Annotated in this window: 25 protein-coding genes; 15 read left to right on the forward strand and 10 right to left on the reverse strand. The window is 41.1% G+C overall.

What is annotated here, in order from left to right:
• Nucleotides 1-38: 38 nt before the first annotated feature.
• From ppsA to cyoE, 7 genes are all read left to right on the forward strand, one after another.
• Nucleotides 39-2,417, forward strand: coding sequence for a phosphoenolpyruvate synthase (ppsA, locus tag F902_RS14980; protein WP_004806022.1), 2,379 nt, complete (start codon nucleotides 39-41; stop codon nucleotides 2,415-2,417).
• 68 nt (nucleotides 2,418-2,485) lie between these two features.
• Nucleotides 2,486-3,247: an RDD family protein gene (locus F902_RS14985; RefSeq protein ID WP_005204703.1), complete on the forward strand. Its 762-nt coding sequence runs from the start codon at nucleotides 2,486-2,488 to the stop codon at nucleotides 3,245-3,247.
• A gap of 299 nt (nucleotides 3,248-3,546) precedes the next feature.
• Nucleotides 3,547-4,602, forward strand: coding sequence for a ubiquinol oxidase subunit II (cyoA, locus tag F902_RS14990; protein WP_004654397.1), 1,056 nt, complete (start codon nucleotides 3,547-3,549; stop codon nucleotides 4,600-4,602).
• Between the two features lie 3 nt (nucleotides 4,603-4,605).
• The gene (gene cyoB, locus F902_RS14995; RefSeq protein WP_004806017.1) at nucleotides 4,606-6,597 is read left to right on the forward strand and encodes a cytochrome o ubiquinol oxidase subunit I; all 1,992 of its coding nucleotides are present in this window, start codon (nucleotides 4,606-4,608) and stop codon (nucleotides 6,595-6,597) included.
• Nucleotides 6,598-6,601: 4 nt separating this feature from the next.
• On the forward strand, nucleotides 6,602-7,222 hold the full coding sequence (gene cyoC, locus F902_RS15000; RefSeq protein WP_004806016.1) for a cytochrome o ubiquinol oxidase subunit III: 621 nt from the start codon (nucleotides 6,602-6,604) through the stop codon (nucleotides 7,220-7,222).
• Nucleotides 7,222-7,551: a cytochrome o ubiquinol oxidase subunit IV gene (locus F902_RS15005; RefSeq protein ID WP_004806013.1), complete on the forward strand. Its 330-nt coding sequence runs from the start codon at nucleotides 7,222-7,224 to the stop codon at nucleotides 7,549-7,551. The genes cyoC and F902_RS15005 overlap by 1 nt, the downstream gene beginning before the upstream one ends.
• 10 nt (nucleotides 7,552-7,561) lie before the next feature.
• The gene (cyoE, locus tag F902_RS15010; RefSeq protein WP_005204706.1) at nucleotides 7,562-8,440 is read left to right on the forward strand and encodes a heme o synthase; all 879 of its coding nucleotides are present in this window, start codon (nucleotides 7,562-7,564) and stop codon (nucleotides 8,438-8,440) included.
• 158 nt (nucleotides 8,441-8,598) lie between these two features.
• On the opposite strand, the gene F902_RS15015 is transcribed toward cyoE, so the two are convergent.
• Nucleotides 8,599-9,093: a hypothetical protein gene (locus tag F902_RS15015; RefSeq protein WP_005204710.1), complete on the reverse strand. Its 495-nt coding sequence runs from the start codon at nucleotides 9,091-9,093 to the stop codon at nucleotides 8,599-8,601.
• 173 nt (nucleotides 9,094-9,266) lie between these two features.
• Between F902_RS15015 and rpsF the strand changes: the two genes are divergently transcribed.
• Genes rpsF through rplI form a run of 3 tightly spaced genes read left to right on the forward strand, consistent with a single transcriptional unit; the run spans nucleotide 9,267 to nucleotide 10,348 of the window.
• Nucleotides 9,267-9,650, forward strand: a complete 384-nt coding sequence (rpsF, locus tag F902_RS15020) for a 30S ribosomal protein S6 (protein WP_004806006.1) — start codon at nucleotides 9,267-9,269, stop codon at nucleotides 9,648-9,650.
• Between the two features lie 11 nt (nucleotides 9,651-9,661).
• Nucleotides 9,662-9,889, forward strand: a complete 228-nt coding sequence (rpsR, locus tag F902_RS15025; protein ID WP_000090661.1) for a 30S ribosomal protein S18 — start codon at nucleotides 9,662-9,664, stop codon at nucleotides 9,887-9,889.
• Between the two features lie 12 nt (nucleotides 9,890-9,901).
• A complete protein-coding gene (rplI, locus tag F902_RS15030; protein WP_004654410.1) occupies nucleotides 9,902-10,348 on the forward strand; it encodes a 50S ribosomal protein L9 in 447 nt (148 codons plus the stop codon).
• Nucleotides 10,349-10,440: 92 nt separating this feature from the next.
• On the opposite strand, the gene F902_RS15035 is transcribed toward rplI, so the two are convergent.
• A complete protein-coding gene (locus F902_RS15035; RefSeq protein WP_005204713.1) occupies nucleotides 10,441-10,995 on the reverse strand; it encodes an NAD(P)H-dependent oxidoreductase in 555 nt (184 codons plus the stop codon).
• A gap of 131 nt (nucleotides 10,996-11,126) precedes the next feature.
• Between F902_RS15035 and F902_RS15040 the strand changes: the two genes are divergently transcribed.
• The 4 genes from F902_RS15040 to F902_RS15055 all read left to right on the forward strand — a co-directional run bounded on the left by F902_RS15040 (nucleotide 11,127) and on the right by F902_RS15055 (nucleotide 14,694).
• Nucleotides 11,127-11,462 (forward strand): winged helix-turn-helix transcriptional regulator, encoded by a 336-nt coding sequence (locus tag F902_RS15040; protein WP_005204715.1) that lies wholly within the window; start codon nucleotides 11,127-11,129, stop codon nucleotides 11,460-11,462.
• A gap of 120 nt (nucleotides 11,463-11,582) precedes the next feature.
• A complete protein-coding gene (dnaB, locus tag F902_RS15045) occupies nucleotides 11,583-13,028 on the forward strand; it encodes a replicative DNA helicase (RefSeq protein WP_005204716.1) in 1,446 nt (481 codons plus the stop codon).
• Between the two features lie 60 nt (nucleotides 13,029-13,088).
• Nucleotides 13,089-14,162 carry an alanine racemase gene (gene alr, locus F902_RS15050; protein ID WP_005204719.1) on the forward strand — a complete coding sequence of 358 codons (1,074 nt, stop codon included), beginning with the start codon at nucleotides 13,089-13,091 and terminating at the stop codon, nucleotides 14,160-14,162.
• Nucleotides 14,163-14,223: 61 nt separating this feature from the next.
• On the forward strand, nucleotides 14,224-14,694 hold the full coding sequence (locus F902_RS15055; RefSeq protein ID WP_004805998.1) for a DoxX family protein: 471 nt from the start codon (nucleotides 14,224-14,226) through the stop codon (nucleotides 14,692-14,694).
• A gap of 49 nt (nucleotides 14,695-14,743) precedes the next feature.
• On the opposite strand, the gene F902_RS15060 is transcribed toward F902_RS15055, so the two are convergent.
• From F902_RS15060 to F902_RS15075, 4 genes are all read right to left on the reverse strand, one after another.
• Entirely contained in the window at nucleotides 14,744-15,478 is a 735-nt protein-coding gene (locus F902_RS15060) for a proteasome-type protease (RefSeq protein WP_004805995.1), read from the reverse strand.
• 16 nt (nucleotides 15,479-15,494) lie between these two features.
• Nucleotides 15,495-16,274 (reverse strand): transglutaminase family protein, encoded by a 780-nt coding sequence (locus F902_RS15065; protein ID WP_005204722.1) that lies wholly within the window; start codon nucleotides 16,272-16,274, stop codon nucleotides 15,495-15,497.
• Nucleotides 16,271-16,873, reverse strand: a complete 603-nt coding sequence (locus F902_RS15070) for an alpha-E domain-containing protein (protein WP_005204724.1) — start codon at nucleotides 16,871-16,873, stop codon at nucleotides 16,271-16,273. Before F902_RS15070 ends, F902_RS15065 begins: the two co-directional genes overlap by 4 nt.
• Before the next feature lie 72 nt (nucleotides 16,874-16,945).
• Nucleotides 16,946-18,496: a circularly permuted type 2 ATP-grasp protein gene (locus tag F902_RS15075; protein WP_005204726.1), complete on the reverse strand. Its 1,551-nt coding sequence runs from the start codon at nucleotides 18,494-18,496 to the stop codon at nucleotides 16,946-16,948.
• Between the two features lie 212 nt (nucleotides 18,497-18,708).
• Between F902_RS15075 and F902_RS22810 the strand changes: the two genes are divergently transcribed.
• Nucleotides 18,709-19,719, forward strand: coding sequence for a helix-turn-helix transcriptional regulator (locus tag F902_RS22810; RefSeq protein WP_026057503.1), 1,011 nt, complete (start codon nucleotides 18,709-18,711; stop codon nucleotides 19,717-19,719).
• A 325-nt stretch (nucleotides 19,720-20,044) separates the two neighbouring features.
• Here F902_RS22810 and F902_RS15085 read toward each other — a convergent pair whose 3' ends face one another.
• The 4 genes from F902_RS15085 to F902_RS15100 all read right to left on the reverse strand — a co-directional run bounded on the left by F902_RS15085 (nucleotide 20,045) and on the right by F902_RS15100 (nucleotide 23,901).
• The gene (locus F902_RS15085) at nucleotides 20,045-20,365 is read right to left on the reverse strand and encodes a putative quinol monooxygenase (RefSeq protein WP_005204728.1); all 321 of its coding nucleotides are present in this window, start codon (nucleotides 20,363-20,365) and stop codon (nucleotides 20,045-20,047) included.
• 76 nt (nucleotides 20,366-20,441) lie between these two features.
• Nucleotides 20,442-21,761: an adenylosuccinate synthase gene (locus tag F902_RS15090; protein ID WP_005204729.1), complete on the reverse strand. Its 1,320-nt coding sequence runs from the start codon at nucleotides 21,759-21,761 to the stop codon at nucleotides 20,442-20,444.
• Nucleotides 21,762-21,818: 57 nt separating this feature from the next.
• Entirely contained in the window at nucleotides 21,819-22,985 is a 1,167-nt protein-coding gene (locus tag F902_RS15095) for an ATP phosphoribosyltransferase regulatory subunit (protein ID WP_005204730.1), read from the reverse strand.
• Between the two features lie 415 nt (nucleotides 22,986-23,400).
• Nucleotides 23,401-23,901 (reverse strand): GNAT family N-acetyltransferase, encoded by a 501-nt coding sequence (locus F902_RS15100; RefSeq protein WP_005204731.1) that lies wholly within the window; start codon nucleotides 23,899-23,901, stop codon nucleotides 23,401-23,403.
• Nucleotides 23,902-23,923: the final 22 nt, after the last annotated feature.

Consider the following 23,923-nt stretch of genomic DNA (forward strand, 5'->3'; position numbering starts at 1 on the left):
ATGGTCATTCATACTGCAAAAAAAGTGGAGTAAATACTTTGGAAGCGCGCGTAATCGGTCTGGAAAAATTAGGAAAACACGATGTCGAACTCGTAGGTGGGAAAAACTCATCTTTGGGTGAAATGATCAGCCATTTATCCAATGCTGGTGTATCGGTACCTGGTGGCTTTGCAACTACTGCTGCTGCCTATCGTGAGTTCTTGGATCAAAGCGGCTTAAACGCTCGTATTCAGGCTGAACTTGTTCAGCTAAATGTAGAAGATGTAAATGCACTTGCTGAAACTGGTGCAAAAATCCGTAACTGGATTGTTGAAACTCCGCTTACTGCGACATTAGAACAAGAAATTCGTGAAGCTTTTGCTGCACTTTCAAACGGCAACCCAGACATTGCTGTTGCGGTACGTTCTTCTGCAACGGCTGAAGACTTACCTGATGCGTCTTTCGCAGGTCAACAAGAAACATTCCTCAACATTCGCGGTATTGATAATATTCTTATCGCGATTAAAGAAGTTTTTGCATCACTTTATAATGACCGTGCGATTGCTTACCGTGTACACCAAGGCTTTGAACATAGTGTTGTTGCCCTTTCTGCTGGTGTACAACGTATGGTTCGCTCTGAAACTGGTGCTGCGGGCGTTATGTTTACGCTTGATACAGAATCAGGTTTCCGTGATGTGGTCTTTATTACTGCATCTTACGGTTTAGGCGAAATGGTCGTTCAAGGTGCTGTAAACCCAGATGAATTCTATTTATCTAAACCGCTTTTAAATGCAGGTAAACACTCTGTTTTACGTCGTAACCTCGGTTCTAAACACCAGAAAATGATTTATGGTGAAGAAGGTTCTGCGGGTAAATCAGTGGTTGTGGTTGACGTTGAAAAACCAGAACGCCAACAATTCGCATTAAATGATCACGAATTACACGAATTAGCAAAGCAAGCTTTAATCATCGAACAACACTACGGCTCGCCGATGGATATCGAATGGGCAAAAGATGGCGATGATGGTCAAATCTATATCGTTCAAGCACGTCCTGAAACAGTAAAAAGCCGTCAAAATGTCGGTACCATGGAACGTTATTTGTTAAAACAACGCGGTACTGTCATCTGTGAAGGTCGTTCAATCGGTCAACGCATTGGTTCAGGTAAAGTGCGTGTTGTAACATCTATTAAAGAAATGGATAAGGTTCAGGACGGTGACGTACTTGTATCTGACATGACTGACCCAGATTGGGAACCAGTGATGAAGCGTGCTGCTGCAATCGTTACCAACCGTGGTGGTCGTACTTGTCACGCAGCAATTATTGCACGTGAATTAGGTGTTCCAGCAATCGTGGGTTGTGGTAATGCAACAGAAGTACTGACTGATGGTCAAGAAGTAACAGTTTCATGTGCTGAAGGTGATACTGGCTTCATCTACGAAGGTGCATTAGATTTCGAAGTACAACGTAATTCGATTAATTCAATGCCTTCATTACCATTCAAAATCATGATGAACGTTGGTAACCCTGACCGTGCATTTGACTTCGCTCAAATCCCGAATGAAGGGATTGGCCTTGCACGTCTTGAGTTCATCATTAACCGTATGATCGGTGTGCATCCAAAAGCATTATTAAACATTGATAGTTTGCCACGTGAAACTCGTGCGGCTGTTATGGCACGTACTTCAGGCTACTCTTCTCCAATCGAATTTTATGTCGAGAAGTTAGTTGAAGGTATTTCGACACTTGCTGCTGCATTTGCAGAAAAACCAGTCATCGTACGTATGTCTGATTTTAAATCGAATGAATATGCAAACTTGATCGGCGGTAAGCTCTACGAGCCGGAAGAAGAAAACCCAATGCTGGGCTTCCGTGGTGCGAGTCGTTATGTATCTGATAACTTCCGTGATTGTTTTGAACTTGAATGTCGTGCCTTGAAAAAAGCACGTGATGAAATGGGTTTAACCAATATCCAAATCATGATTCCATTCGTTCGTACTGTTTCTGAAGCAAAACGTGTGATTGAACTACTTGCTCAAAACGGTTTGAAACGTGGTGAGAATGGCCTCAAAGTCATCATGATGTGTGAATTACCAACCAATGCCCTATTGGCTGAGCAATTCCTTGAACACTTCGATGGTTTCTCTATCGGTTCAAACGACTTAACACAATTAACACTCGGTCTTGACCGTGATTCTGGTATCGTATCTCACTTATTCGATGAGCGTGATCCAGCAGTTAAAGCGCTCCTTTCTATGGCAATTCATGCTTGCCGCAAAGCAGGAAAATACGTTGGTATTTGTGGTCAAGGTCCTTCGGATCACCCTGACCTTGCGAAGTGGCTCATGGAACAAGGTATTGAATCTGTGTCACTTAACCCTGACTCAGTACTTGATACTTGGTTCTTCCTTGCTGAAGAACAAATCAAGAAAGCCTAGTCTTTTTTAGAAAAAGGCCCTCTTTCGTAGGGTCTTTTTTCATCTTTCGTAATTGAGATTTTAAAATTATGCAAATTTACTTGGCTCGTAACAATCAACAAGCAGGACCTTACAGTTTAGAACAAGTGAACCAAATGCTTGCCAGTCAACAAGTTTTATTGACCGATTTAGCTTGGCATGAAGGTATGGCTGAATGGAAAACACTTGGTGAACTGACACAAGGTAAGCTTGTCTACGAACCTGTAGGTTACTCTCCTTTTAGTGCTCAAATTAAAACTGAAACGAACGAACCAACTTACAAAATCAAAGTCGAACAAAAAGTACCTGAACTCGCACCTTTTCATTCACGTGCGCTAGCGAAAGTTTTTGATCTCATCCTTTGGCTACCGATGGCTTCTATCCCATCTTTCTTTTTTAATGAAAGCCAATACCAAGAGTTGTTTGAAATTCAAAAACAGATGCAAGCCACCCAAATTGCATCTGATAAAGCAGTAGAATTACAGCATCAATTGATGCAGCTAATTCCAAATGAAGCATGGATAATGATCTTTGCTTACCTCATTGTCATGCTCATGATTCAGGCATTCTTTATTGCAAAATCAGGCCAGAGTATTGGTAAAAAAATCGCCAAGATTAAAATTGTGGATATCGAAACATCAGAAAAAGTCAGCACAATTCGGGCCTTTTGGTTGAGAAGCGTGTTCTTTATTATTCTCAATTTGATCCTTGTGCCAATCATTACCGTGATTGATTATGCTTTATTCGCATTTACCAAAAATCGTCAAACTTTGCACGATAAAATGGCAAAAACTAAGGTCATTAAGCAGTAATCACAAATCGATAAACAAAAGAGGATTTATTCCTCTTTTTTTATGTATTAAGCTGATATCTATATAAAAAACACAGATGCAAATAACAATCCCTACAAAATAAATCGGGTTTTAAAACAAGTATTTCACACGACTTTATGAGTAGCTTAGTTTTTCAATATAAGGCATAATGCCCAACAACGTTGCGGTGTCGCGTGATTGCTAAGCATTTTTTAACCAATCCTTATCAATCACGCGACACTTTAATCGCTATCCCATAATTTTAATTAGGGAATGGGACTCTTCACCGAGGTTGTAAAATGAGACAAACGATTTTAGCTGTATTGTCTTTATCAACGATGGCTGCGCTCTTGACTGGGTGCGGCGGTGATATGGTACTTCTAAACAATAAAGGTCCAGTTGGTCAAGGTCAAAGTAACCTGATGATGACTGCGATCTATTTAATGCTATTGGTGGTGATTCCATCAATCATTATGGCATTATGGTTTGGTTGGAAATATCGCGCATCGAATAAAGATGCAGACTATAAACCTACTTGGGCACACTCAACGACAATTGAGATCGTTGTATGGGGTGTACCTGTCATTATTATTGGTATTTTAGCTTGGTTAACTTGGTGGGGTTCCCACAAGTACGACCCTTACCGTCCGTTAGAATCAGATAAAGCACCATTGACTATTCAAGCTGTCGCTGAACAGTTCAAGTGGATTTTTATCTATCCTGAGCAAAACATTGCAACGGTAAACGAAGTACGCTTCCCAGAACAAACACCAGTAAGCTTTAAGATCACTTCTAACTTCACGATGAACTCGTTCTTCATCCCACAGTTAGGCGGTCAGATTTACGCAATGGCTGGTATGCAAACTCACCTTCACCTATTAGCCGACGAACCAGGTATCTTCCGTGGTTTCTCAGCAAATTATTCAGGTTACGGTTTCTCACAAATGCGCTTTAAAGCACATAGCGTGACTGAGCCAGAATTTGCACAATGGGTAGAAGCAGTTAAAGCTGGTAATGGTACAAGTATTAACCCTGAAGCAATTCAAAAAGGCACACTTGACCAAGCTGAGTTAGCAACGCTTAAAGATGGCGATCGTTCTAAGCATCAGATCGAGCATTTAGTGAATCGTGCTAAAGCTGCTGGTGATGAAGAAGCACTTGCAAAAGCTGAAGCGATGAAACCGTTCCCGACTAAGCCACACCCAGTGACTTATTACTCATCAGTTGAGCCAAAATTGTTTGAAACAATCATCAACCACTACATGAGTAACTATCACGGTGCTGACCATTCTGCTGGACATGATGCAACAGCAGAAACTCATGCTGCAGCAGAACACGCTGCTCAAGGGGAATAAGACATGGATATGATTTTTGGTAAATTGGGGTGGGATTCTATCCCGACTGAACCCCTTGTACTTGTCACCATGGTCTTTATGGCACTTGGTGCAATTGCTGTATTAGGTGGTATTACCTATTTCAAGAAATGGGGATATTTGTGGAACGAATGGTTTATCACTGTAGACCATAAAAAGATTGGTATCATGTATATCATCGTATCTGTAGTCATGCTGTTGCGTGGCTTCGCCGATGCAATCATGATGCGTCTACAACTTTTCCTCGCGAAAGGCGGCGGCGAAGGTTACTTACATCCTGACCACTACGACCAGATCTTCACCGCACACGGTGTAATCATGATCTTCTTCGTAGCAATGGGTCTCGTTGTTGGTATGATGAACATCTCTGTACCTTTACAGATTGGTGCTCGTGACGTTGCCTTCCCATTATTGAACTCTTTAAGCTTCTGGTTATTCGCTGGTGCTGCTGGTTTAATGATGCTTTCACTTGTATTAGGTGAATTTGCTGCGACTGGTTGGATGGCTTACCCTCCTCTATCTGGCATTCAATATTCTCCTGGTGTTGGTGTTGACTACTATATCTGGGCACTTCAAGTTTCTGGTCTAGGTACGCTTTTATCTGGTGTTAACTTCTTTGTTACCATCATCAAAATGCGTGCACCTGGCATGAAATTAATGGACATGCCTATTTTCACGTGGACTTCACTTTGTACGGCTGTATTAATCATTGCATCATTCCCTGTATTAACAGGTACGCTTGCAATGCTGACGCTTGACCGTTACTTCGGCTTCCATTTCTTCACAAATGAGCTTGGCGGTAGCCCAATGCTTTATGTGAACTTGATTTGGACATGGGGTCACCCTGAAGTATATATCTTAGTATTACCAGCATTTGGTTTATACTCAGAAATCGTTGCAACCTTCTCTCGTAAAGCGTTGTTCGGTTATAAGTCTATGGTGTATGCGACGATTGCGATTACTGTACTTGCGTTCGTTGTATGGCTTCACCACTTCTTCACCATGGGTGCTGGTGCGAACGTTAACGCGTTCTTCGGTATCATGACCATGGTTATTGCGATTCCTACAGGTGTGAAAATCTTCTCTTGGTTATTCACAATGTATAAAGGTCGCATCACCTATACTACTCCTATGTTATGGACGCTTGGCTTCCTTGTAACATTCGGTATCGGTGGTTTAACTGGTGTACTTATGGCTGTTCCACCTGCGGACTTCCTTGTACACAACTCATTATTCTTGATCGCTCACTTCCATAACGTAATTATCGGTGGTGTGGTGTTTGGTATGTTTGCCGGCATCATCTTCTACTGGCCGAAAATGTTTGGTTGGAAGCTCAACGAAGCATGGGGTAAAGCTGCGTTCTGGTTCTGGTTCATTGGTTTCTATTTTGCATTCATGCCACTTTATATCCTTGGTTTCATGGGTATGACGCGTCGTTTGAATACATATGACAACCCTGAGTGGGATCCATACTTAGCAATTGCATTGTTTGGTGCTGTTCTTATCGCGATCGGTATTGCATGTTTCTTAATGCAAATCATCGTTGGTTTCTTACAACGTAAGGACAACATGGACCATACAGGCGATCCATGGGATAGCCGTACCCTTGAATGGGCAACGTCATCTCCTGCTCCGTTCTATAACTTTGCGCATGAACCAGATGCTAGCGGTGTAGACCGTTTCTGGACTGACAAAGAAAATGGTGTAGCATACGCACGTAACACTAAATATGAAGACATCCACATGCCGACTGATCGTGCTGCTGGTTTTGTCATTGCAATGTTCATTACAATTCTTGGCTTTGCACTCATCTGGCATATTTGGTGGCTCGCTGTTGTTTCATTCGTTTCAGCTATTGTTAGCTTGATCGTAAGCTCATTCACGAAGAATGTTGATTACTACGTTCCTGCTGCTGAAGTTGAGCGTATTGAAAACGAACGCTATGCTTTACTTGAAAAACACTTGAAGAAGGACTAAGGAAATGGCTGAAGTACTTCATCACGACAACCACGGCCACGATGGTCATCATGAACATGATGATACTGACTTAACGGTCTTTGGTTTCTGGACATACTTGATGAGTGACTTGATTCTTTTCGGATCACTCTTCATTGCGTTCGCTGTATTAAGCAGTCATATCCCGCCAGGAACCCCAAGTGCATATGACCTATTCCATGATTCATTAGGCTTCGTGTTAACTGAAACATTTGCCTTATTGATTTCATCGGTAACATTTGGTTTTGCTGTACTTGCATCTTATAAAAAGAATGTAAATCAAGTGATCACTTGGTTGTTTGTTACATTCCTTTTTGGTGCATCGTTCATTGGTATGGAAATCTATGAGTTCCATCACCTTGTACACGAAGGCCATGGTCCAACTCACAGTGCATTCTTATCTGCATTCTTTACTTTGGTTGGTACACACGGTATCCACGTAACTTCTGGTTTAGTGTGGATGCTGGTATTAATCTACCAAATTAAAAAGAATGGTTTGACTTTACCGAATACACGTCGTCTTGCTTGCTTAAGCTTGTTCTGGCACTTCCTTGACATCGTTTGGATCTGTGTATTCAGCGTCGTTTACTTACTGGGAGTTCTCTAATGAGTAGTCATGACCATAATGCGGCAGGTGCGTCACACGGTAACTTTAAACAATACACGATTGGATTTATCCTTTCTGTCATCCTTACCATCATCCCTTTCGGGATGGTGATGGCTGGCGGTTTTAGTCGTGGCATTTTAGTTACAGTAATTGCAATCACTGCTGTTGCTCAGGTACTTGTACAACTTGTGTATTTCTTGCACATGAATACATCATCTGACCAACGTTGGAACCTTATTGCATTTATCTACACAATCTTATGTATCGCTGTACTTTTAGTCGGCTCTGTGTGGATTATGAATTACCTACACTACAACATGATGATCTAAACTGATCGTCATGTGGAAAAAGTACTTATTCCTGACTAAACCAGGAATTCTCTTCGGTAATTTTATTACCACCTTGGGCGGCTTCTTCTTAGCCGCCCAAGGCTCTATAGACTGCCTCTTATTATTACTTACTCTTCTCGGAACAACATTAGTGGTTGCTTCTGGTTGTGTAGTTAATAACGTAATTGATCAAGACATCGATCAGAAAATGCAACGCACCATGAACCGTGCACTTGTGACCAAAACCATTTCCCCTACTGTTGCCATGTGCTATGCGCTGGTTTTAGGTGTGATTGGCTTTAGCATGCTCTGGTTTTATGTTAATGCTTATGCTTTTTTATTCGCTGTCATTGGTTTTGTCGTCTATGTCGGTTTTTATAGTTTGTGGAGCAAACGCACCACAATCCATCAAACCGTGATCGGTAGTATTTCTGGAGCGAGTCCACCTGTTATTGGTTATGTGGCTGTAAGTCATCAGTTCGATATAGCGGCCCTATTGATCTTTGTTGCATATGCTTTATGGCAAATGCCGCATTCATGGGCGATCGCAATTTATCGTTTTGACGACTATAAAAATGCAGGCGTTCCTATTTTACCTGTAGCCCGTTCAATCCTTAGAACAAAAATCGAATCACTGATTTATGTGGTTTTATTTACTCTAGCGATGAATGCATTATATGTATATGGATACACCAATATCGTGTTCTTGGTCATCTGTAATATACTTTGCATTTACTGGTTCTACATTGCTATTTTAGGATTCAAGGCCGAAGATGATCAGCTTTGGGCCAAACGCTTTTTCCTTTTCTCAGTAATCCTCATTACTGTTATCAGTTTAAGCTTCAGCTTCACCTTTAAAAGCCCTGCACCATTCTTTCCTATTTTTTAAAAAGATAGAGAATGCTCTATCTTTTTATGCTCTCCCAATTTTTATCATTTCGTGCAATAAAAACATTTCGTTCTTTATTGCCTAAATGAAACAAGCCTAGACTAAATTCCAAACCAGTCGTTACATACAACCTTTAAAGATTAACCTGCAACACGACTCTAGCCAAAAAACTCACTGTCTGGCTCAAAACGTCTAAAAAATTGATTAATATTATGGGGATATTTTTGATCTAATTTTTGCCATACCTCTTGAGGTAACGGAATGAACTCCAAGGTATCGGACCCATCGGAAGCCACACAAAAACGGATTTCATAATCAGGCTGCAAAATTTGATTGAGTGCTTTTAAGGTGGTATCTCGATCTGCACCCTCACCTTGATAAGGAATAATCAAAGTTTGATTCTGATAATAAACAGTAATGGTAAATCCTTGCAGGTTATCCGCATTTTGTATCTCAGCCCGCAAACTCCCCGTTTGTAAAATATTTTCGCAATACTCAATAATCGCCTCGTCCTCTTCACGCCAATCGACAATCATCAAGATTTGGTAAATGTTACCTTGGTATTGCTCAAAAGCATCTAAATATGCCTCCTCAGTATTCAACTGCAAAATCGACTCAAGTAGGGCGACTGTCTTTATAAATTGTGGTTCCATTTTTATTGCCTATTTTTATTTAAAAAATATATCACAAAGACTATGGCAAATTTGCTTTATAGCGTCAATTTGCATATAATCCCCGCTTCGCAATTTGCGACATAACTTTTTAGTTATGACTCCTTGCTTCTAATTTTTTAATTAGGGGCTGCTTAAACCGTAAGGAGCTGACAATGCGTCACTACGAAATCGTACTATTGGTACATCCAGACCAAAGCGATCAAGTTGTAGGTATGGTTGAACGCTATATCTCTCAGATCAAAGAAGCTGAAGGTCAAATTCACCGTTTAGAAGATTGGGGCCGCCGCCAATTGGCTTACCCGATTAACAAAATTCACAAAGCACACTACATTCTTATGAATGTTGAATGTGGTCAAACGACTCTTGATGAGTTAGAAGAATTGTTCCGTTATAACGATGCAATTATTCGTAACATCATTATCCGTCGTGAAAACGCAATTACTGAAGAATCTTTGCTTGCTAAAAGTGCTGAAGAAAAACGTGCGCGTAAAGCTCAACGTGAAGAAGCACAACAAGCAGTTCCAGAAGCTGAATAAGGAGAACATCAATGGCACGTTTTTACCGTCGTCGCAAGTTCTGCCGCTTTACAGCTGAGAATGTTGCGTACATCGACTACAAAGATATCGACACATTAAAACAGTACATCACTGAAAACGGCAAGATTGTTCCTAGCCGTATTACAGGTACTAAAGCTCGTTATCAACGTCAATTAGCGTTAGCTATTAAACAAGCTCGCTATTTGTCTTTGATTCCGTACACTGACAACCATAAGTAAGTGAGGTGAGCTGTGGACGTTATCTTATTACAACGCATTAAAAACCTTGGTAAATTAGGCGACAAAGTATCAGTTAAAGCTGGTTACGGTCGTAACTTCTTGATCCCTCAAGGTAAAGCTGTAGCTGCAACAGAAGCAAACACTGCTGCTTTTGAAGCTCGTCGTGCTGAACTTGAGAAGCAAGAAGCTGAAGTATTAGCTGCTGCGAATGCACGTGCTGAACAATTGAACGAAGTTAACATCGTAATCACTGCGAAAGCTGGTGACGAAGGTAAACTATTCGGTTCTATCGGTACTCGTGACATCGCTGATGCTTTAACTAATGCTGGTCTTGTTGTAGACCGTGCAGAAGTTCGTTTACCAAACGGTGCGCTTCGTCACACTGGTGAATTCAACATCGCAATCCAATTGCACCATGATGTTGTTGCTGAAGTTCTCGTTACTATCGTATCTGAGTAATTTCTGCAAAGAAAAAGAGCATGTTTTACATGCTCTTTTTTTATGTCTATTGTTTTTGTTTTCTTAAATACTCCTATTCATTGAAAATGCAGTTAGCGCATCTCTAATAAATATTTCACATAATTCACTGCACTCTGATTGATTTCATTCCCCGTAGGTTGAGCCTCTCCTTGTTCTGGATTGGTATCCATTCCATAAAAAGCATACATTGGTTGGTAATCTGCCTTTACATAACGGGCTGTCAATTCAAATGGTAAACACAATTCTTTTAAACTAAATTGATATCGTCCATCAGTTGAATAGTCTTTCTCTTTGATCCCCGCCGAGACCGCAAGCGTAATTTTCTTGTCTCTTAATTGATTTCCTGCTGAACCATAGGCCCAACCATAAGTCAGCACATCATCTAACCATTGCTTTAATAACGGTGGGCAGTTAAACCAATAGATCGGGAATTGAAAGACCAGATTTTGATGTGCTTCTACCAAAGCTTGTTCTCTTGTGACATCAATAACACCATCTGGGTAGTGTTGATAAAGTTGATGGATCGTGAATTCATCAGGATATTGGCTCAACTCCTCAATCCAACGTTTATTAATAACAGCGTTATCAATATCTGGGTGAGCAACAATCACGAGTGTTTTCTTCATTTCAAAGCATCCCGTCAGACATCTGAGTCTTTCCGCAATCAATATAAAATGATTATAAAAGTATGCTGGAGATAATATAAGTACGGTCATTATGGTTATATACTAGACCAAAAGTGAGTGTCGGAAAAATTATGGAAACCTGTGCCCCGCCCCAAATTGACTTAGAGCAAACCGATTTTGGATATACACTTTCCCTGATCAATGGCAAATACAAAATGATTATCATGTATTGGCTTTATCAGCATAAATCCATCATGCGATTCAATGAGTTAAAACGCTCCATTGCTAATATTTCTTTTAAAACCTTGAGTCTGACCTTGAAAGAAATGGAACGAGACCAATTAATTATTCGTAAGGAATATCCACAAATTCCCCCCAAAGTCGAATACAGCTTATCTGAACGCGGACTTTCCTTAATTCCATTATTAGACATGATGTGCCAATGGGGCGCATCTAATCGGCTCTAAGCGCTAAACCACACTTTTTCGCCACTTACACAATTTTCACTGAATTAAATTGTGCCGATGAGCTCCATTTGGATTAAGATAGTCATTCGGTACCGTTTCATCTTTTTATTAGGTCTTGTTATGTCACAGGCGAATGCCAATTTTACAAAAAATTCTCCAAACACAGAGAGTAAAGTGAGTGACTCAGGTCAGCTAAAAGAATTCCGTACCCCACCGCACAATCTTGCCATCGAGCAAGCCGTTTTGGCAGCCTTAATGACGGTTGCAGAATCTTTTGAGCAAGTCAGTGACTTACTCAAAGAAAATGATTTTTATGCAACACGTCACAAATATATTTATCGTGCCATTGAGAAACTGGCACAAGAAAACTCGCCTTATGATGCCGTTTTGGTCAATGATTGGTTGCTCAAACAAAACCTGTTAGATGCCATTGGTGGTGAAGAATATTTAATGCAACTGATGGCAGATTCACCATCAAGTTTCTATAACCTTGAAATTTATGCAAATAAAATCAAGGAATTTTCAACACTGCGTAACATGATCAAGATCAGCAGCGATATTTTACAAAATGCCTATGACACCAAAGGTCGTCCAGTCAGCGAAATTCTTGATTTAGCAGAAACCAGTATTTTCTCTTTGGCAGAACAGCACAACAACAATAAAAAAGATTCTGGGCCAAAATCAATCAGCTCTGTGACTGCTGACGTTATCACCAAATTAGATGAACTGTCTAAACTAGATGGCAACATTACCGGTTTAACCACGGGCTTCTTGGAACTCGATAACAAAACCTCGGGGATGCAAGCCGGAGATTTGATTATTGTTGCAGCACGTCCATCGATGGGTAAAACCACGTTCGCCATGAACTTAGTTGAAAGTGTACTGCAATATAACCGCCTACCTGCTTTGGTATTCTCAATGGAGATGCCCGCAGACTCGATTGCCATGCGTTTGATTTCAGCAATGGGTAAAGTCCATCAAGGACATTTACGTTCAGGGAATCTCGATGCAGATGAATGGACCAAAGTCACAGGCACCATTCTGCAATTACAAGAAATGCATCTCTATATCGATGACTCATCTGCCCTGCCACCCACCGAACTTCGTGCCCGTGCGCGTCGCGTTGCTAAAATGCATGATGGTAAAATCGGCTGTATCATGGTCGACTACTTACAGCTGATGAAAGTACCGGGTATGGGCGATAACCGTGTTGGTGAGATCTCGGAAATTTCACGAAGCTTAAAAGCCTTAGCCAAAGAAATGCAATGTCCTGTGATTGCACTGTCGCAGCTGAACCGTAGTTTGGAGAACCGACCAAACAAACGCCCGGTTATGTCAGACTTGCGTGAATCGGGTGCGATCGAGCAGGATGCCGACTTAATCATGTTCATTTACCGTGATGAAGTCTATAACAAAGAATCTAAAGAAGCAGGTACTGCCGAGATTATCATCGGTAAACAGCGTAACGGTCCAATTGGTAGCGTTCGTCTTGCCTTCGAAGGCCAATATACCCGTTTTAGTAACCTCTCGCCTGAGTTCTATGCTCAATATGAGGATGAGGAATAAGCCCTTCGCAATCCAAATTGCATTATCTCGTTTCCTAGCCGACCCAAAGGAGAAATCAGGGTGCGCCAAGCAACAGTTTATATTGACAGTGCAGCACTGCAATATAATTTAAACCGTGTTAAACAACTTGCTCCACATTCAAAAATCGTCAGTATGGTCAAAGCCAATGCCTATGGACATGGAGTTAAGCACTGTTTAGCCGCCCTAGAGGCCACGGACGCTTTTGGTGTCGCCTGTTTAGAAGAAGCTTTGGAGATCAGGCAACTGGGATATACTCAACCCATTACCCTGATCGAAGGTGTATTTGCTGAAGATGAAATGACACACGTCATTGAACAGAAACTTGAATGCATCGTACATCACAATCAACAAGTAGAATGGTTAATTCAACATAAAACTGCTTACAACGCATTAGGCTTGAAAGTTTGGGTCAAACTAAATAGCGGCATGAACCGCCTTGGTTTTAAAATCCATGAAATCATAGACGTGATTCAACGTTTAAAAGCCGAAGGTTTCACCTGTGTACTCGCCATGCATTTTGCCAATGCTGACGTAGACCACCCCTTAAATGAGCAACAAAAGCAACAATTCTTACAGGTAAAACAAGCCTGTGAACCGATCTTGGTATCATGCTGTAATTCTGCTGCGATTTATAAATACCCTGAACTTCATTTTGATTTTGTTCGTCCGGGCATCATGCTTTACGGCGCATCACCCTTCGCGGATCGCAATGTACATGAACTCGATCTAAAGCCAGTAATGACTTTTAGTGCCGAAATTATTGCCCTCAATCAGATTCAACAAGGTGAGTTTGTCGGTTATGGCTCGACCTACTCAGCGTCATGTACGTCACAAATTGCCATTGTTTCGATTGGCTATGGTGACGGCTATCCACGCGCGTATATCGAGCAAAACTTTGTTGCCATCGATCAGCAACTTGTTCCTGTAGTCGGCCGTGTCAGCATGGATATGATCGCCATTGATATCAGCAATGTTAAAGCAGAAATTGGCACAAAAGTTGAGCTTTGGGGCCAATCTCGCTTGGTTGATGATGTTGCAGCAGCAAACGGAACTATCGGCTACGAGCTACTTTGCCGCCTCACCCAACGCCCAATACGTCAATTAGATAACTAAACATTACTTGATCAATTTTTGTGTTTTATCTCTAATAAGGTTTTAACCATTCAGATCCAGAATGCTCAAACTGATTTATGATAATCCGCTGTATAAAATGCCGATCCAGCAATTCGTGCTCTTTTTGATCCGAATTTCGATCGGCATTTTTTTCTTCACCACAGGCTTCAATAAACTTTTCGTTGAAAAAAATAAACTGATTATGCTGGAAACAATCATCGATGCAGGTATTCCATTTCCAGCAATCATGAGTACTTTTGTTTCAGCGACTGAAATGCTTGCAGGTTTATTTCTGATTTTGGGCTTATTTACTCAGATCAGTAGTATTTTCTTGTTTATGATCTGCCTGACAGCACTATACACGGTTGGGATTCATACGATTCCAAGTGGCTTAGATCCGATAAGCTGGCTCAGTTGGTTCTTCTACATCCATGACCTATTGTATATGTTCATTCTGGCGATATTGATTACATCTCGGCCAAGCATACTGTCGCTAGATCGTATTCTAAGCAAAAATATAACAACATCTTAGGATGATTCTCCCTCAAAAAGATCTATGCTTTTGAGGGAGTTTAAGGAAGTTATAAACCATAGTCCGCTGTTGGCTTTGGTAACTCTTGTAAACCACGGCGCAAGGTCTCAGACCACTGTCGACTAATCTGAGTAAAATAAGGATCATCCTCACCAATCCGCTTACCTTCTGGAATTTTAAAACTATCTTTATGGTAAACCAGTGCATCTAAAGGCAAACCCACTGAAACATTCGAGCGCAAAGTCGAATCAAAAGAAATGAGCGAACAGCGCAGTGCATCATCCAAAGGCATATCATAGTGTAAAGCACGATCTAGAATCGGTTTTCCGTACTTGCTTTCACCAATTTGGAAATACGGCGTATCGGTCGTTGCACAAATAAAGTTCCCTTGTGGATACACATTATAAAGCTGTATCTCCTCGCCTTGAATTTGCCCACCGACCAATATGCTACATGAATAATTCATCTGTTCTTGGGTGTCACTGGTAATATCTTCAAGCACTTTGCGTAGAGTTTTTCCAACCAATTCAGCCACTTCAAACATGGTATTGGCACTATACAAATTCGGCTCTTGATGCAAAGCCAAAGCATTCTGCAAATGCCCGATCACGGCTTGTGTCGTCGCCAAATTACCTGCTGTTTGCAAAGCAATAAAACGTTCACCTTCAACACCAAAGGTATGCAACTTACGAAATACAGAAATATGATCGACCCCTGCATTGGTTCGGGTATCACTAATCAATACCAAACCCTGCTCTAATCTTAATGCGCAACAATAGGTCATCTTTCTCTCTTTACATTCAACACGCTAAAACCTGCACCACAGACATCATACTTTCTACCCCGCCTTGCTCACGAATACCACGAACAGGCGCCACATCTAAATAATCACGTCCAACTGCAACGTATATATGGTTTTGGGGTGTAAATATCTGGTTACTTACATCGAAACAATACCACTCATTATCCACAAAAACTTCTGCCCATGCATGACTGGCGAGGTGTGGCTGATTTTCATCGTAGATATAGCCCGAAACGTAACGTGCAGGTAATTGTAACGCACGACACATGGCAATTAATATATGTGCGTGGTCTTGGCACACTCCTTGACCCGCATAAAAGGCATCAATAGCTGAGGTCGTAACCGAGGTGCTTTCAGGTTGATATGGAACTTGTTGTAAGATTTTTTCTGATAAAACAATCAAATGGTGGCGGTCTTTTACAGTAACAATCGAATGCGCAAAATCCGTCATGGTCAGGTCACAGCAGGTCATTGCCGTGCGTTGTAAAAACAGTAATGCTGAAACATCTGTCTCAAAATAACCCAACTCAGTCGCATGCAAATCCACCACTCCCTGCGCCATGATGGTCAAATAACGATAATCATGGCGTTGCGTTGCGGTAATCCATAGGTTATTAAACGCATCACGTTGACACGAATACTGTCCCGGCACACTAATATGCCAATTCTCTACACTCTGATGCCGTGAACTTTGTGGCATCATTTTGATGGATTGGACACTGTTCCGCGCAATCTCAGTATATTGATAATGCGTTTGGTGATTCACCATGAGTTTCATGAGGATACCTCAAATTGATTTTCCAATTTATAGGTAAATGCATAAAACTGATTTAAATATGGCTGTTCTTTTAATGTCTCCCAACACGGTTGTAAGTCTTGCCATCCCAAATGATATAACCGCTCAATGGTTGGATCAATCGCATCAAAAACAGCATGTGTATTGTGTTGAAATCTGAAATAGGTATCAATTTGCTCAATACATTGCCCAATATGAAAAAATAGAAAAATATCTTCTTGTTCAGCTTTCAGAATGTCGCAACAGCTTTGCACCACATCTTGAATGGCCAATCCATCTGCTGCCACATTTTTGATCAGATAATTGAGTTCGGCATACGCCTGTGCGGTTAATAATCCCCTCAACTCCTGAATATTATCCCGCGCAATCTCAAGCTGACTCAATAAAGAATAAGGCTGCTGACGATCTAACATAAATTGATTCAAGTTTTCTGCATCATCAATATGCAAACAAAGTGCCTGTGCAAATTCTGATGCCTGAACATTATCAACAAAAGGTAAATGTCCTGCCACATGACCAATACGGAATAAATAACGTCCTAACCAATAAATATGTTGAGCGCTTGAGCTAAGTAAAAGCATAAATCTCCTCCCTTTTCTTAATATTCAGTCACACAGCCCGCGTTGTTATCATCTTCAGGCTGTGGATATGGTTCAGGAACGTAATGTTTCAACCACCCATGTATCTTTAATTCCACCACCTTGAGAAGAGTTCACCACGAGAGAGCCTGCTTGCATGGCAACACGTGTTAAGCCACCCGGCACAATTTCAGTGCGATAAGGTGAGCTGAGTACAAAAGGTCTTAAATCAATATGTCGCTCAGCAACGCCTTCTGCTGTCATGGTTGGAGCAACGGAAAGTGCCAAAGTCGGTTGTGCAATATATAGGTGTGGCGTCTCAATCAGTTTCTGTCTGAAACAATCAATCTGTTGCTGATCGGCTTGAGGACCAATCAACATGCCATAACCACCTGAGCCTTGTGCTTTTTTCACCACTAATTTTTCTAAATTACTAAGTACGTAATCCAGTTGCTCCGCTTCTCGACATTGATAAGTGGGCACATTATTCAAAATAGGTACTTCACCTAAATAAAACTGAATCATCTGATCGACATAAGGATAAATCGACTTGTCATCCGCCACCCCTGTTCCCGGTGCATTGGCAATCACAACATTATGCTGTAGATAGGCAGACATCAGTCCAGGCACACCCAAAGTGCTGTCAGGTCTGAAACTAAGAGGATCTAAGAATTCATCATCAACACGGCGATAGATGACGTCTACCTGCTGCCGACCACGAATAGTTTTGACGAAAACCTTATCATCTTCTACATACAGATCTCGGCTGGTCACCAACGGTACATCCATTTCACGCGCTAGAAATGAATGTTCATAATAAGCACTGTTAAAACGCCCAGGTGTTAGCACCACAATTAATGGTTGATCGACATAAGCATTTTCTTCGAGAATTGCTCTTAACAGGCTTGGATATTGCTCAATCCCCTGTAAATTATTACTACTACACAGATCTGGCATCAATTTCTGGCTAATTTTGCGACTTTCCAACATATAAGACACACCTGATGGTGTGCGTAGGTTATCTTCCAACACAAAGAAATCACCTTGCCCGTCACGGATGATATCGATACCACTAATTTGTGAATAAACCTTGCCTTTCAACTGGTGCTTTAGCATATGCGGCTGGAACGCTTCGTGCGCAATCACCTGTTCTGCAGGAATCAAACCTTCTTTTAAAATATGCTGTCCATGATAAATATCATCTAGAAATAAATTTAATGCTTTGACTCGTTGTGCGCAGCCCGTCGCGATCTTTTCCCATTGCTTCTTTTCAATCACACGCGGTATCAAATCATAAGGAATGGTACGCTCAGCACCCTCCTGATCACCATAAACATTAAAAGTAATGCCTTGATATAAGAAATGCTGTTTTGCTTGTGCTTCTAGTGTTTTTAAATCATCAAGACTACGAATACTCAACCATTGCTCAATTTTTTTGGACGCTTCACCGTTAAAACTTTTGTCATCTAACATTTCATTAAAAAATTGTGATTTAAGTTGCTCAAATAAATTGGTGGTCACATTGAGCTGTGAAATAAATGTAGAGGTATCAACGGACGCCGCTGGATTGGGTTCTGGTGCGTAATAATCTGTGCTGATATGTAGGTTGTGTTCTTGTTCTGACATAGAAACCTCGTCTCATCATTTATTTATATCTAAAGGAAGCAATTTCAATGCCACTTATATAAAATGATCAATTTTCAACCAGACTTAGAATATTTAAGCAAAACTAGGGTCATTTCAGTCGTAAATACGTAATCTAGATAGGATGGACTTGATAATTAAGTATAGTTTTTTTATTGTGTCTGCTTTAGACCATTGAATTACGTATTTCGCTTATGTCATCCATACAAGAAAAAGAAACATCCAATAGCCTTTATCGCCAATGGCAAATCTTATCCCGCCTTTCTACTGGGAAATGGATGGGCACCCGCGAATTACAAGAAATATTAGAACGCGAAGGCATTGATATCAGTCTGCGTACCATTCAGCGTGATTTAAATCAAATTGCTCAGCGTTTCCCAATCGAGAGTAATAAAACCGTACCACAAGGCTGGCGTTGGCGTTCAGATGCACCAATTCAAAGCTTGCCCCACATGACCAGCTCGCAAGCGGTTACATTTATGATGGTCGAAGAGCATTTACGTCACTTGCTTCCACCAAGCTTATTAGAAGAAATGACACCTTGGTTTGATTTGGCCAAACGTAGCCTATCGACACAAAATAATGTTCGACAATGGATCAACCGTGTTCGTATTGTACCGGCGACACAACCCTTGATTCCGCCTGTTGTCGACAAACATGCACAACAAGCGATTTATGAAGGTTTATTACAAGACAAACAGATCGAATGTATTTATCGCGCTCGTACCCATCAAGGCGAAGATAAGACCTACATCCTTAATCCGCTGGCTTTGGTTCAAAAAGGTGCAGTGATTTATTTAATCTGTACCCGAAATGATAAAACCGAAGTACAAACCTTCGCTTTGCACCGCTTTAAAGCAGCAACCGTATTGGAAAGTCGTGCCTTACATCCTGTGAACTTTGAAATTGATAATTATATTGAATCAGGCGCATTGGGTTTCCGTGTTGACTACAGCAAGCCAACCGAACAAATTCATTTAAAACTGACCATGACCGAGAGTACGGCCAAGAGTTTCTATGAAAGCCAGCTGAGTAAGGATCAAATCATCCAACATCTGGAAGAAAATATTGTTGAAGTCTCTGCAACTGTCCCATTTACCTCACAACTGGTGTGGTGGCTGAGAAGTTTTGGTAAGAAAATGCTGAATATTGAGCCCGCTGCCGTTTATAACGCAGTGAAAGAGATTGAAGAACAAGCCCAATAAAAAAGAGAACCTTTCGGTTCTCTTCGATTTTTTATAAATTTTATTATCAAACACTCAGTATTATTTTTATTGTTTAAATGTTCAAACCAACCTCTCTCCCCGCCTTGATCAAAATTGGTTTGTACCTTTTTAAGCGCTTAGATTTAAATTAACATCGGCACGCTAATTCATAGCCATTGTAGCGGATTCTCTTTTTGGTCATGGTTAAACCCTCTTTGTTTGAACGTAGAATCACTATAACGAGGATTTTTTAGACTGTGAAATAACAAAGATTGGAATCAAAATCTAATTTTTTGCTATCGCTGATCTGTGCGTCAAGATCAATTTATCCATCTTCTTTTTTATCAGATAATAAAACTTCGAAGCGATGCAGATGCGCAAAACGCCCAGCCTGTATTTGATATTGATCAATCTGAGGCACTAATTGCTGGAAATGCTCCGACTGTACATGTAAATCCAGTGCTTCACGATCAACCCATTCTTCGATAAAAACAAAATGTCCTTTCTGTTTATGGTCATGATAAAGATCATAGGCAATGCATCCTGCCTCAGCTTTAGTTTTCTCTACCAGCGCTTGATAAAGTGGTAATACCTCATCAATTTTGTCTGGCTGAATATAGTCTTCAGCAATCAGTTTTAAGGTCATTTACCTCGCTCTCCCTAAATATTTCCCATAAAAAAAGCTCTCAAATTCATGAGAGCTTTTTTGTCATCGATTCAGCTTATGCTGAAAATGGATGACGTAATACGATTGTTTCTGCACGGTCAGGACCTGTTGAAACGATATCAATTGGGCAACCAATTAAAGTTTCAATACGACGTACATAGGCCAATGCATTTGCAGGAAGTTGATCAATTTGAGTCAAACCGACAGTAGACTCGCTCCAACCCGGCATCGTTTCATAGATTGGTTTCAAGCTTTCGAATGAAATCGCATCAGAAGAACCTGCACAGCCAGAATCTACATCTTCATAACCCACACAGATTTTTACTTCTTCTAAACCATCTAATACATCAAGTTTAGTTAGGCAGATACCCGATAATGAGTTTACGTCAACCGAACGACGTAAAATCTCAGCATCGAACCAACCACAACGACGTTGACGGCCAGTAGAGGCACCAAACTCATGACCAACTGTACCTAAGTGACGACCAATCGCATCACCTGTATCTGTTGCTGCATCATAATGCAACTCAGTTGGGAACGGACCTGCACCTACACGTGTTGTATATGCTTTGGTAATACCCAATACATAGTCTAAATGCAATGGACCCATACCTGAACCAGAGCTTACGCCACCAGCAGTTGTATTCGAACTTGTTACAAATGGATAGGTACCATGATCGATGTCAAGCAATGAACCTTGCGCACCTTCGAACATGATTGCCTTACCTTCTTTGCGGTAATTATGTAACACAGTCGTTACATCAATCACTAATGGAGCAAGAACTTCGCGCCATGCATCACAAAGTGCAAGTACATCTTCAAACTTAACTTCTTCAACGCCATAGAATTGAGTAAGTTGAAAGTTATGAAGCTCGAGCATTTCCTTGAGTTTTTCTTCAAGTAAAGCACCGCCACGAATCAAATCTGCTACGCGTACAGCACGACGTGCAACTTTGTCTTCGTAAGCTGGGCCAATACCGCGGCCAGTTGTACCAATTTTCGCGTTACCACGTTTTTTCTCACGTGCTTGGTCAAGTGCGATGTGGTTTGGCAAAATAAGTGGACAGTTTGGAGAAATACGTAACCGCTCTTTAACAGGTACGCCTTCTTGTTCCAAAATCGCCATTTCTTTAATCAAGGCTTCAGGAGAAAGAACAACACCATTCCCGATTAAGCACAATACGTTTTCACGTAAAATACCTGATGGAATGAGGTGTAATACAGTCTTCTTACCACCTACCACAAGCGTATGACCTGCGTTGTGTCCGCCTTGGTAGCGAACTACCGCAGCCGCTTGATCTGTGAGCAGGTCGACGATTTTACCTTTTCCTTCGTCGCCCCATTGGGTACCAAGTACCACAACATTTTTGCCCATAATAGCCTCATTACATCATGCTGTTAAAATTGGAAACCAAGTCTTAAAACTTGGCAATTAAATTTTTTCAATCACCCACTGCCCGTTTTGAGACACCAACTGATGGGTCGCATAAGGCACTGAGCTTAAATCATCATTACCCAACAACTGCACCACACGTGAACCTTTGCCACGTACATCTGCAATTGCATTTAATAAATCTTGATCATGGCCTTTCGGTGCAACCACAGTTTCAATTTCTACAAACTGAGTCGCGCCTAAAGCATATAAGTCACAACTAAATCCAGTTGCTGGACGCGCACGCCCAAAATGCTCACCAATACCATCATAACGACCACCTTGAGCCAGTGGTGCGGCACGATTCGGTGCATAAATGGCATACATCAAACCTGTATGATAGTGATAGCTGCGTAACTCAACCACATCTATCCCAATGTTCAGATTCGACCAACGTGACTGGATTTGCGCTAATGTAGATTTCAATGCAGCTAATGCATTTTTGAAATCCGCATCATTTAAAATATCTTGGCTTAAATGCGTTTCTAGTGCATCAAGGTCGCTTGCATAACGCCCTAAAGCATAAAAGTCCGCACCCATCGCTAAATCTTGCGTGAATTCTTCTAACTCTGGGAAAGCTTTACGCTGATATAAGTCAGAAAGTTCACTTTCGGTATTTTTATTTAAGCCAGCGCGTTTAACCAGACTACGGAATAAACCAACATGACCTAAATCTAAATGAGCGCCCTCTAAAGTATGAGTATGCTCAATTAACGCCAACATAACGTTGATCATTTCAACATCTGCTTCGATGCTGTCATGACCATACAACTCTGCACCTAACTGCAAAGGTGCACGGGTTGCATTGAAATTCTGTGGTTTGGTATGCAATACTGAACCTGCATAGCAATAACGTGCTACACCTTCAATTGGTCGAACATGCGCATCTATACGCGCAACTTGCGGCGTCATATCCGCACGCACACCGAGTAAACGGCCAGACAGTTGATCAATAACTTTGAAGGTAACTAAATCTAAATCTTGATTAGATTCTGAAAGTAGCGAGAGCGATTCGATGTATTCAATAAATGGCGTATACACCAATTGATAACCTCGAACTGCGAGGAAATCTAACGCTTCTCGACGCAAGGTTTCAACCACTTGCGCTTGTTCTGGCAATACATCTGCTACCCCGTCAGGGAGCAACCATGTCTCTGAAATGGCCATGTTCCAAACCTAAAATCTGTTCAATGTGGAAGCATCCACACAAAAAGCAACCACATAAAAAAATCGGGTGAATGCCCGATTCAGCGTAGTGTAGCACGAAGATTTATGTGATGCACCTTCGAATTTGAATAAATCTTTCGGGTTTATTGATCAAACAACTTCACTAAGTAAGAAAAATTAACGAGTAGATTCAATAGATTGAAACTAATCACTGAGAGTATAAGTCCATGTTCTTGTCCCTAAGAACTGCCTAACATCTGAACTATTGCCATGCTTGCAATTGATCAAGTTTGATTTTTACAACATTGATTGCTTGGGAGTCACATGCAAGACTGCCTGTCCGAAATTCCGAGCCTCTTAAGCAGCGATTACCCCAAATAAATGAAACACCTTAAGGTCTTGTTCTTAGTTTATATTAAAAAACACATTCCATTTTTTGATTTCTTTCACCTGAACTCAGGGCTAAAGATTCCCATTCAGGTATAAACACAAAATTGTGCCTAGAATATAAACAGACTGCTCGCTCATTTTTTGGAGATACACTCAATACAATCCTAGAATGGCCTTTAGAAACGGCTAAATTCTTAATCGCGGAAATCAGCAGATCAGCTATACCACTGCCACGAAACATAGGATTAACCCACATCGCGATCACATTAAATTCACGTACAGCATTTTGAGTTCCACCAATAATCCCAATTGCCAGCCCCCCTTTAATTGCTAAAACATATTGAAATTTAGTCTGTTGTGAGGCACGGTCACGCCATTCTGACTCACTATATTTCTCTGTAGTCACATAATTAGCAGCGAAAACATCAGGACTATCCAGTAGAGACTCTAAACGAACGGTTTTAAGGATTTTCCAATCCTCCTCGGTGGTGAGACGAACCACCAATTCATCCAAGTCTGGACTCATTCAATACCTCGAACTTATCGCG

Origin of the sequence: Acinetobacter higginsii (assembly GCF_000369525.1) — a bacterium.
GTDB lineage: Bacteria > Pseudomonadota > Gammaproteobacteria > Pseudomonadales > Moraxellaceae > Acinetobacter > Acinetobacter higginsii.

Bases quoted from the DNA above. Each gene is read 5' to 3' on its own strand.
- F902_RS14985 (WP_005204703.1), top strand. From the start codon at position 2,486: ATGCAAATTTACTTGGCTCGTAACAATCAACAAGCAGGACCTTACAGT.
- cyoA (WP_004654397.1), top strand. From the start codon at position 3,547: ATGAGACAAACGATTTTAGCTGTATTGTCTTTATCAACGATGGCTGCG.
- cyoB (WP_004806017.1), top strand. From the start codon at position 4,606: ATGGATATGATTTTTGGTAAATTGGGGTGGGATTCTATCCCGACTGAA.
- cyoC (WP_004806016.1), top strand. From the start codon at position 6,602: ATGGCTGAAGTACTTCATCACGACAACCACGGCCACGATGGTCATCAT.
- F902_RS15005 (WP_004806013.1), top strand. From the start codon at position 7,222: ATGAGTAGTCATGACCATAATGCGGCAGGTGCGTCACACGGTAACTTT.
- cyoE (WP_005204706.1), top strand. From the start codon at position 7,562: ATGTGGAAAAAGTACTTATTCCTGACTAAACCAGGAATTCTCTTCGGT.
- F902_RS15015 (WP_005204710.1), bottom strand. From the start codon at position 9,093: ATGGAACCACAATTTATAAAGACAGTCGCCCTACTTGAGTCGATTTTG.
- rpsF (WP_004806006.1), top strand. From the start codon at position 9,267: ATGCGTCACTACGAAATCGTACTATTGGTACATCCAGACCAAAGCGAT.
- rpsR (WP_000090661.1), top strand. From the start codon at position 9,662: ATGGCACGTTTTTACCGTCGTCGCAAGTTCTGCCGCTTTACAGCTGAG.
- F902_RS15035 (WP_005204713.1), bottom strand. From the start codon at position 10,995: ATGAAGAAAACACTCGTGATTGTTGCTCACCCAGATATTGATAACGCT.
- F902_RS15040 (WP_005204715.1), top strand. From the start codon at position 11,127: ATGGAAACCTGTGCCCCGCCCCAAATTGACTTAGAGCAAACCGATTTT.
- dnaB (WP_005204716.1), top strand. From the start codon at position 11,583: ATGTCACAGGCGAATGCCAATTTTACAAAAAATTCTCCAAACACAGAG.
- F902_RS15055 (WP_004805998.1), top strand. From the start codon at position 14,224: ATGCTCAAACTGATTTATGATAATCCGCTGTATAAAATGCCGATCCAG.
- F902_RS15060 (WP_004805995.1), bottom strand. From the start codon at position 15,478: ATGACCTATTGTTGCGCATTAAGATTAGAGCAGGGTTTGGTATTGATT.
- F902_RS15065 (WP_005204722.1), bottom strand. From the start codon at position 16,274: ATGAAACTCATGGTGAATCACCAAACGCATTATCAATATACTGAGATT.
- F902_RS15070 (WP_005204724.1), bottom strand. From the start codon at position 16,873: ATGCTTTTACTTAGCTCAAGCGCTCAACATATTTATTGGTTAGGACGT.
- F902_RS15075 (WP_005204726.1), bottom strand. From the start codon at position 18,496: ATGTCAGAACAAGAACACAACCTACATATCAGCACAGATTATTACGCA.
- F902_RS22810 (WP_026057503.1), top strand. From the start codon at position 18,709: ATGTCATCCATACAAGAAAAAGAAACATCCAATAGCCTTTATCGCCAA.
- F902_RS15085 (WP_005204728.1), bottom strand. From the start codon at position 20,365: ATGACCTTAAAACTGATTGCTGAAGACTATATTCAGCCAGACAAAATT.
- F902_RS15090 (WP_005204729.1), bottom strand. From the start codon at position 21,761: ATGGGCAAAAATGTTGTGGTACTTGGTACCCAATGGGGCGACGAAGGA.
- F902_RS15095 (WP_005204730.1), bottom strand. From the start codon at position 22,985: ATGGCCATTTCAGAGACATGGTTGCTCCCTGACGGGGTAGCAGATGTA.
- F902_RS15100 (WP_005204731.1), bottom strand. From the start codon at position 23,901: ATGAGTCCAGACTTGGATGAATTGGTGGTTCGTCTCACCACCGAGGAG.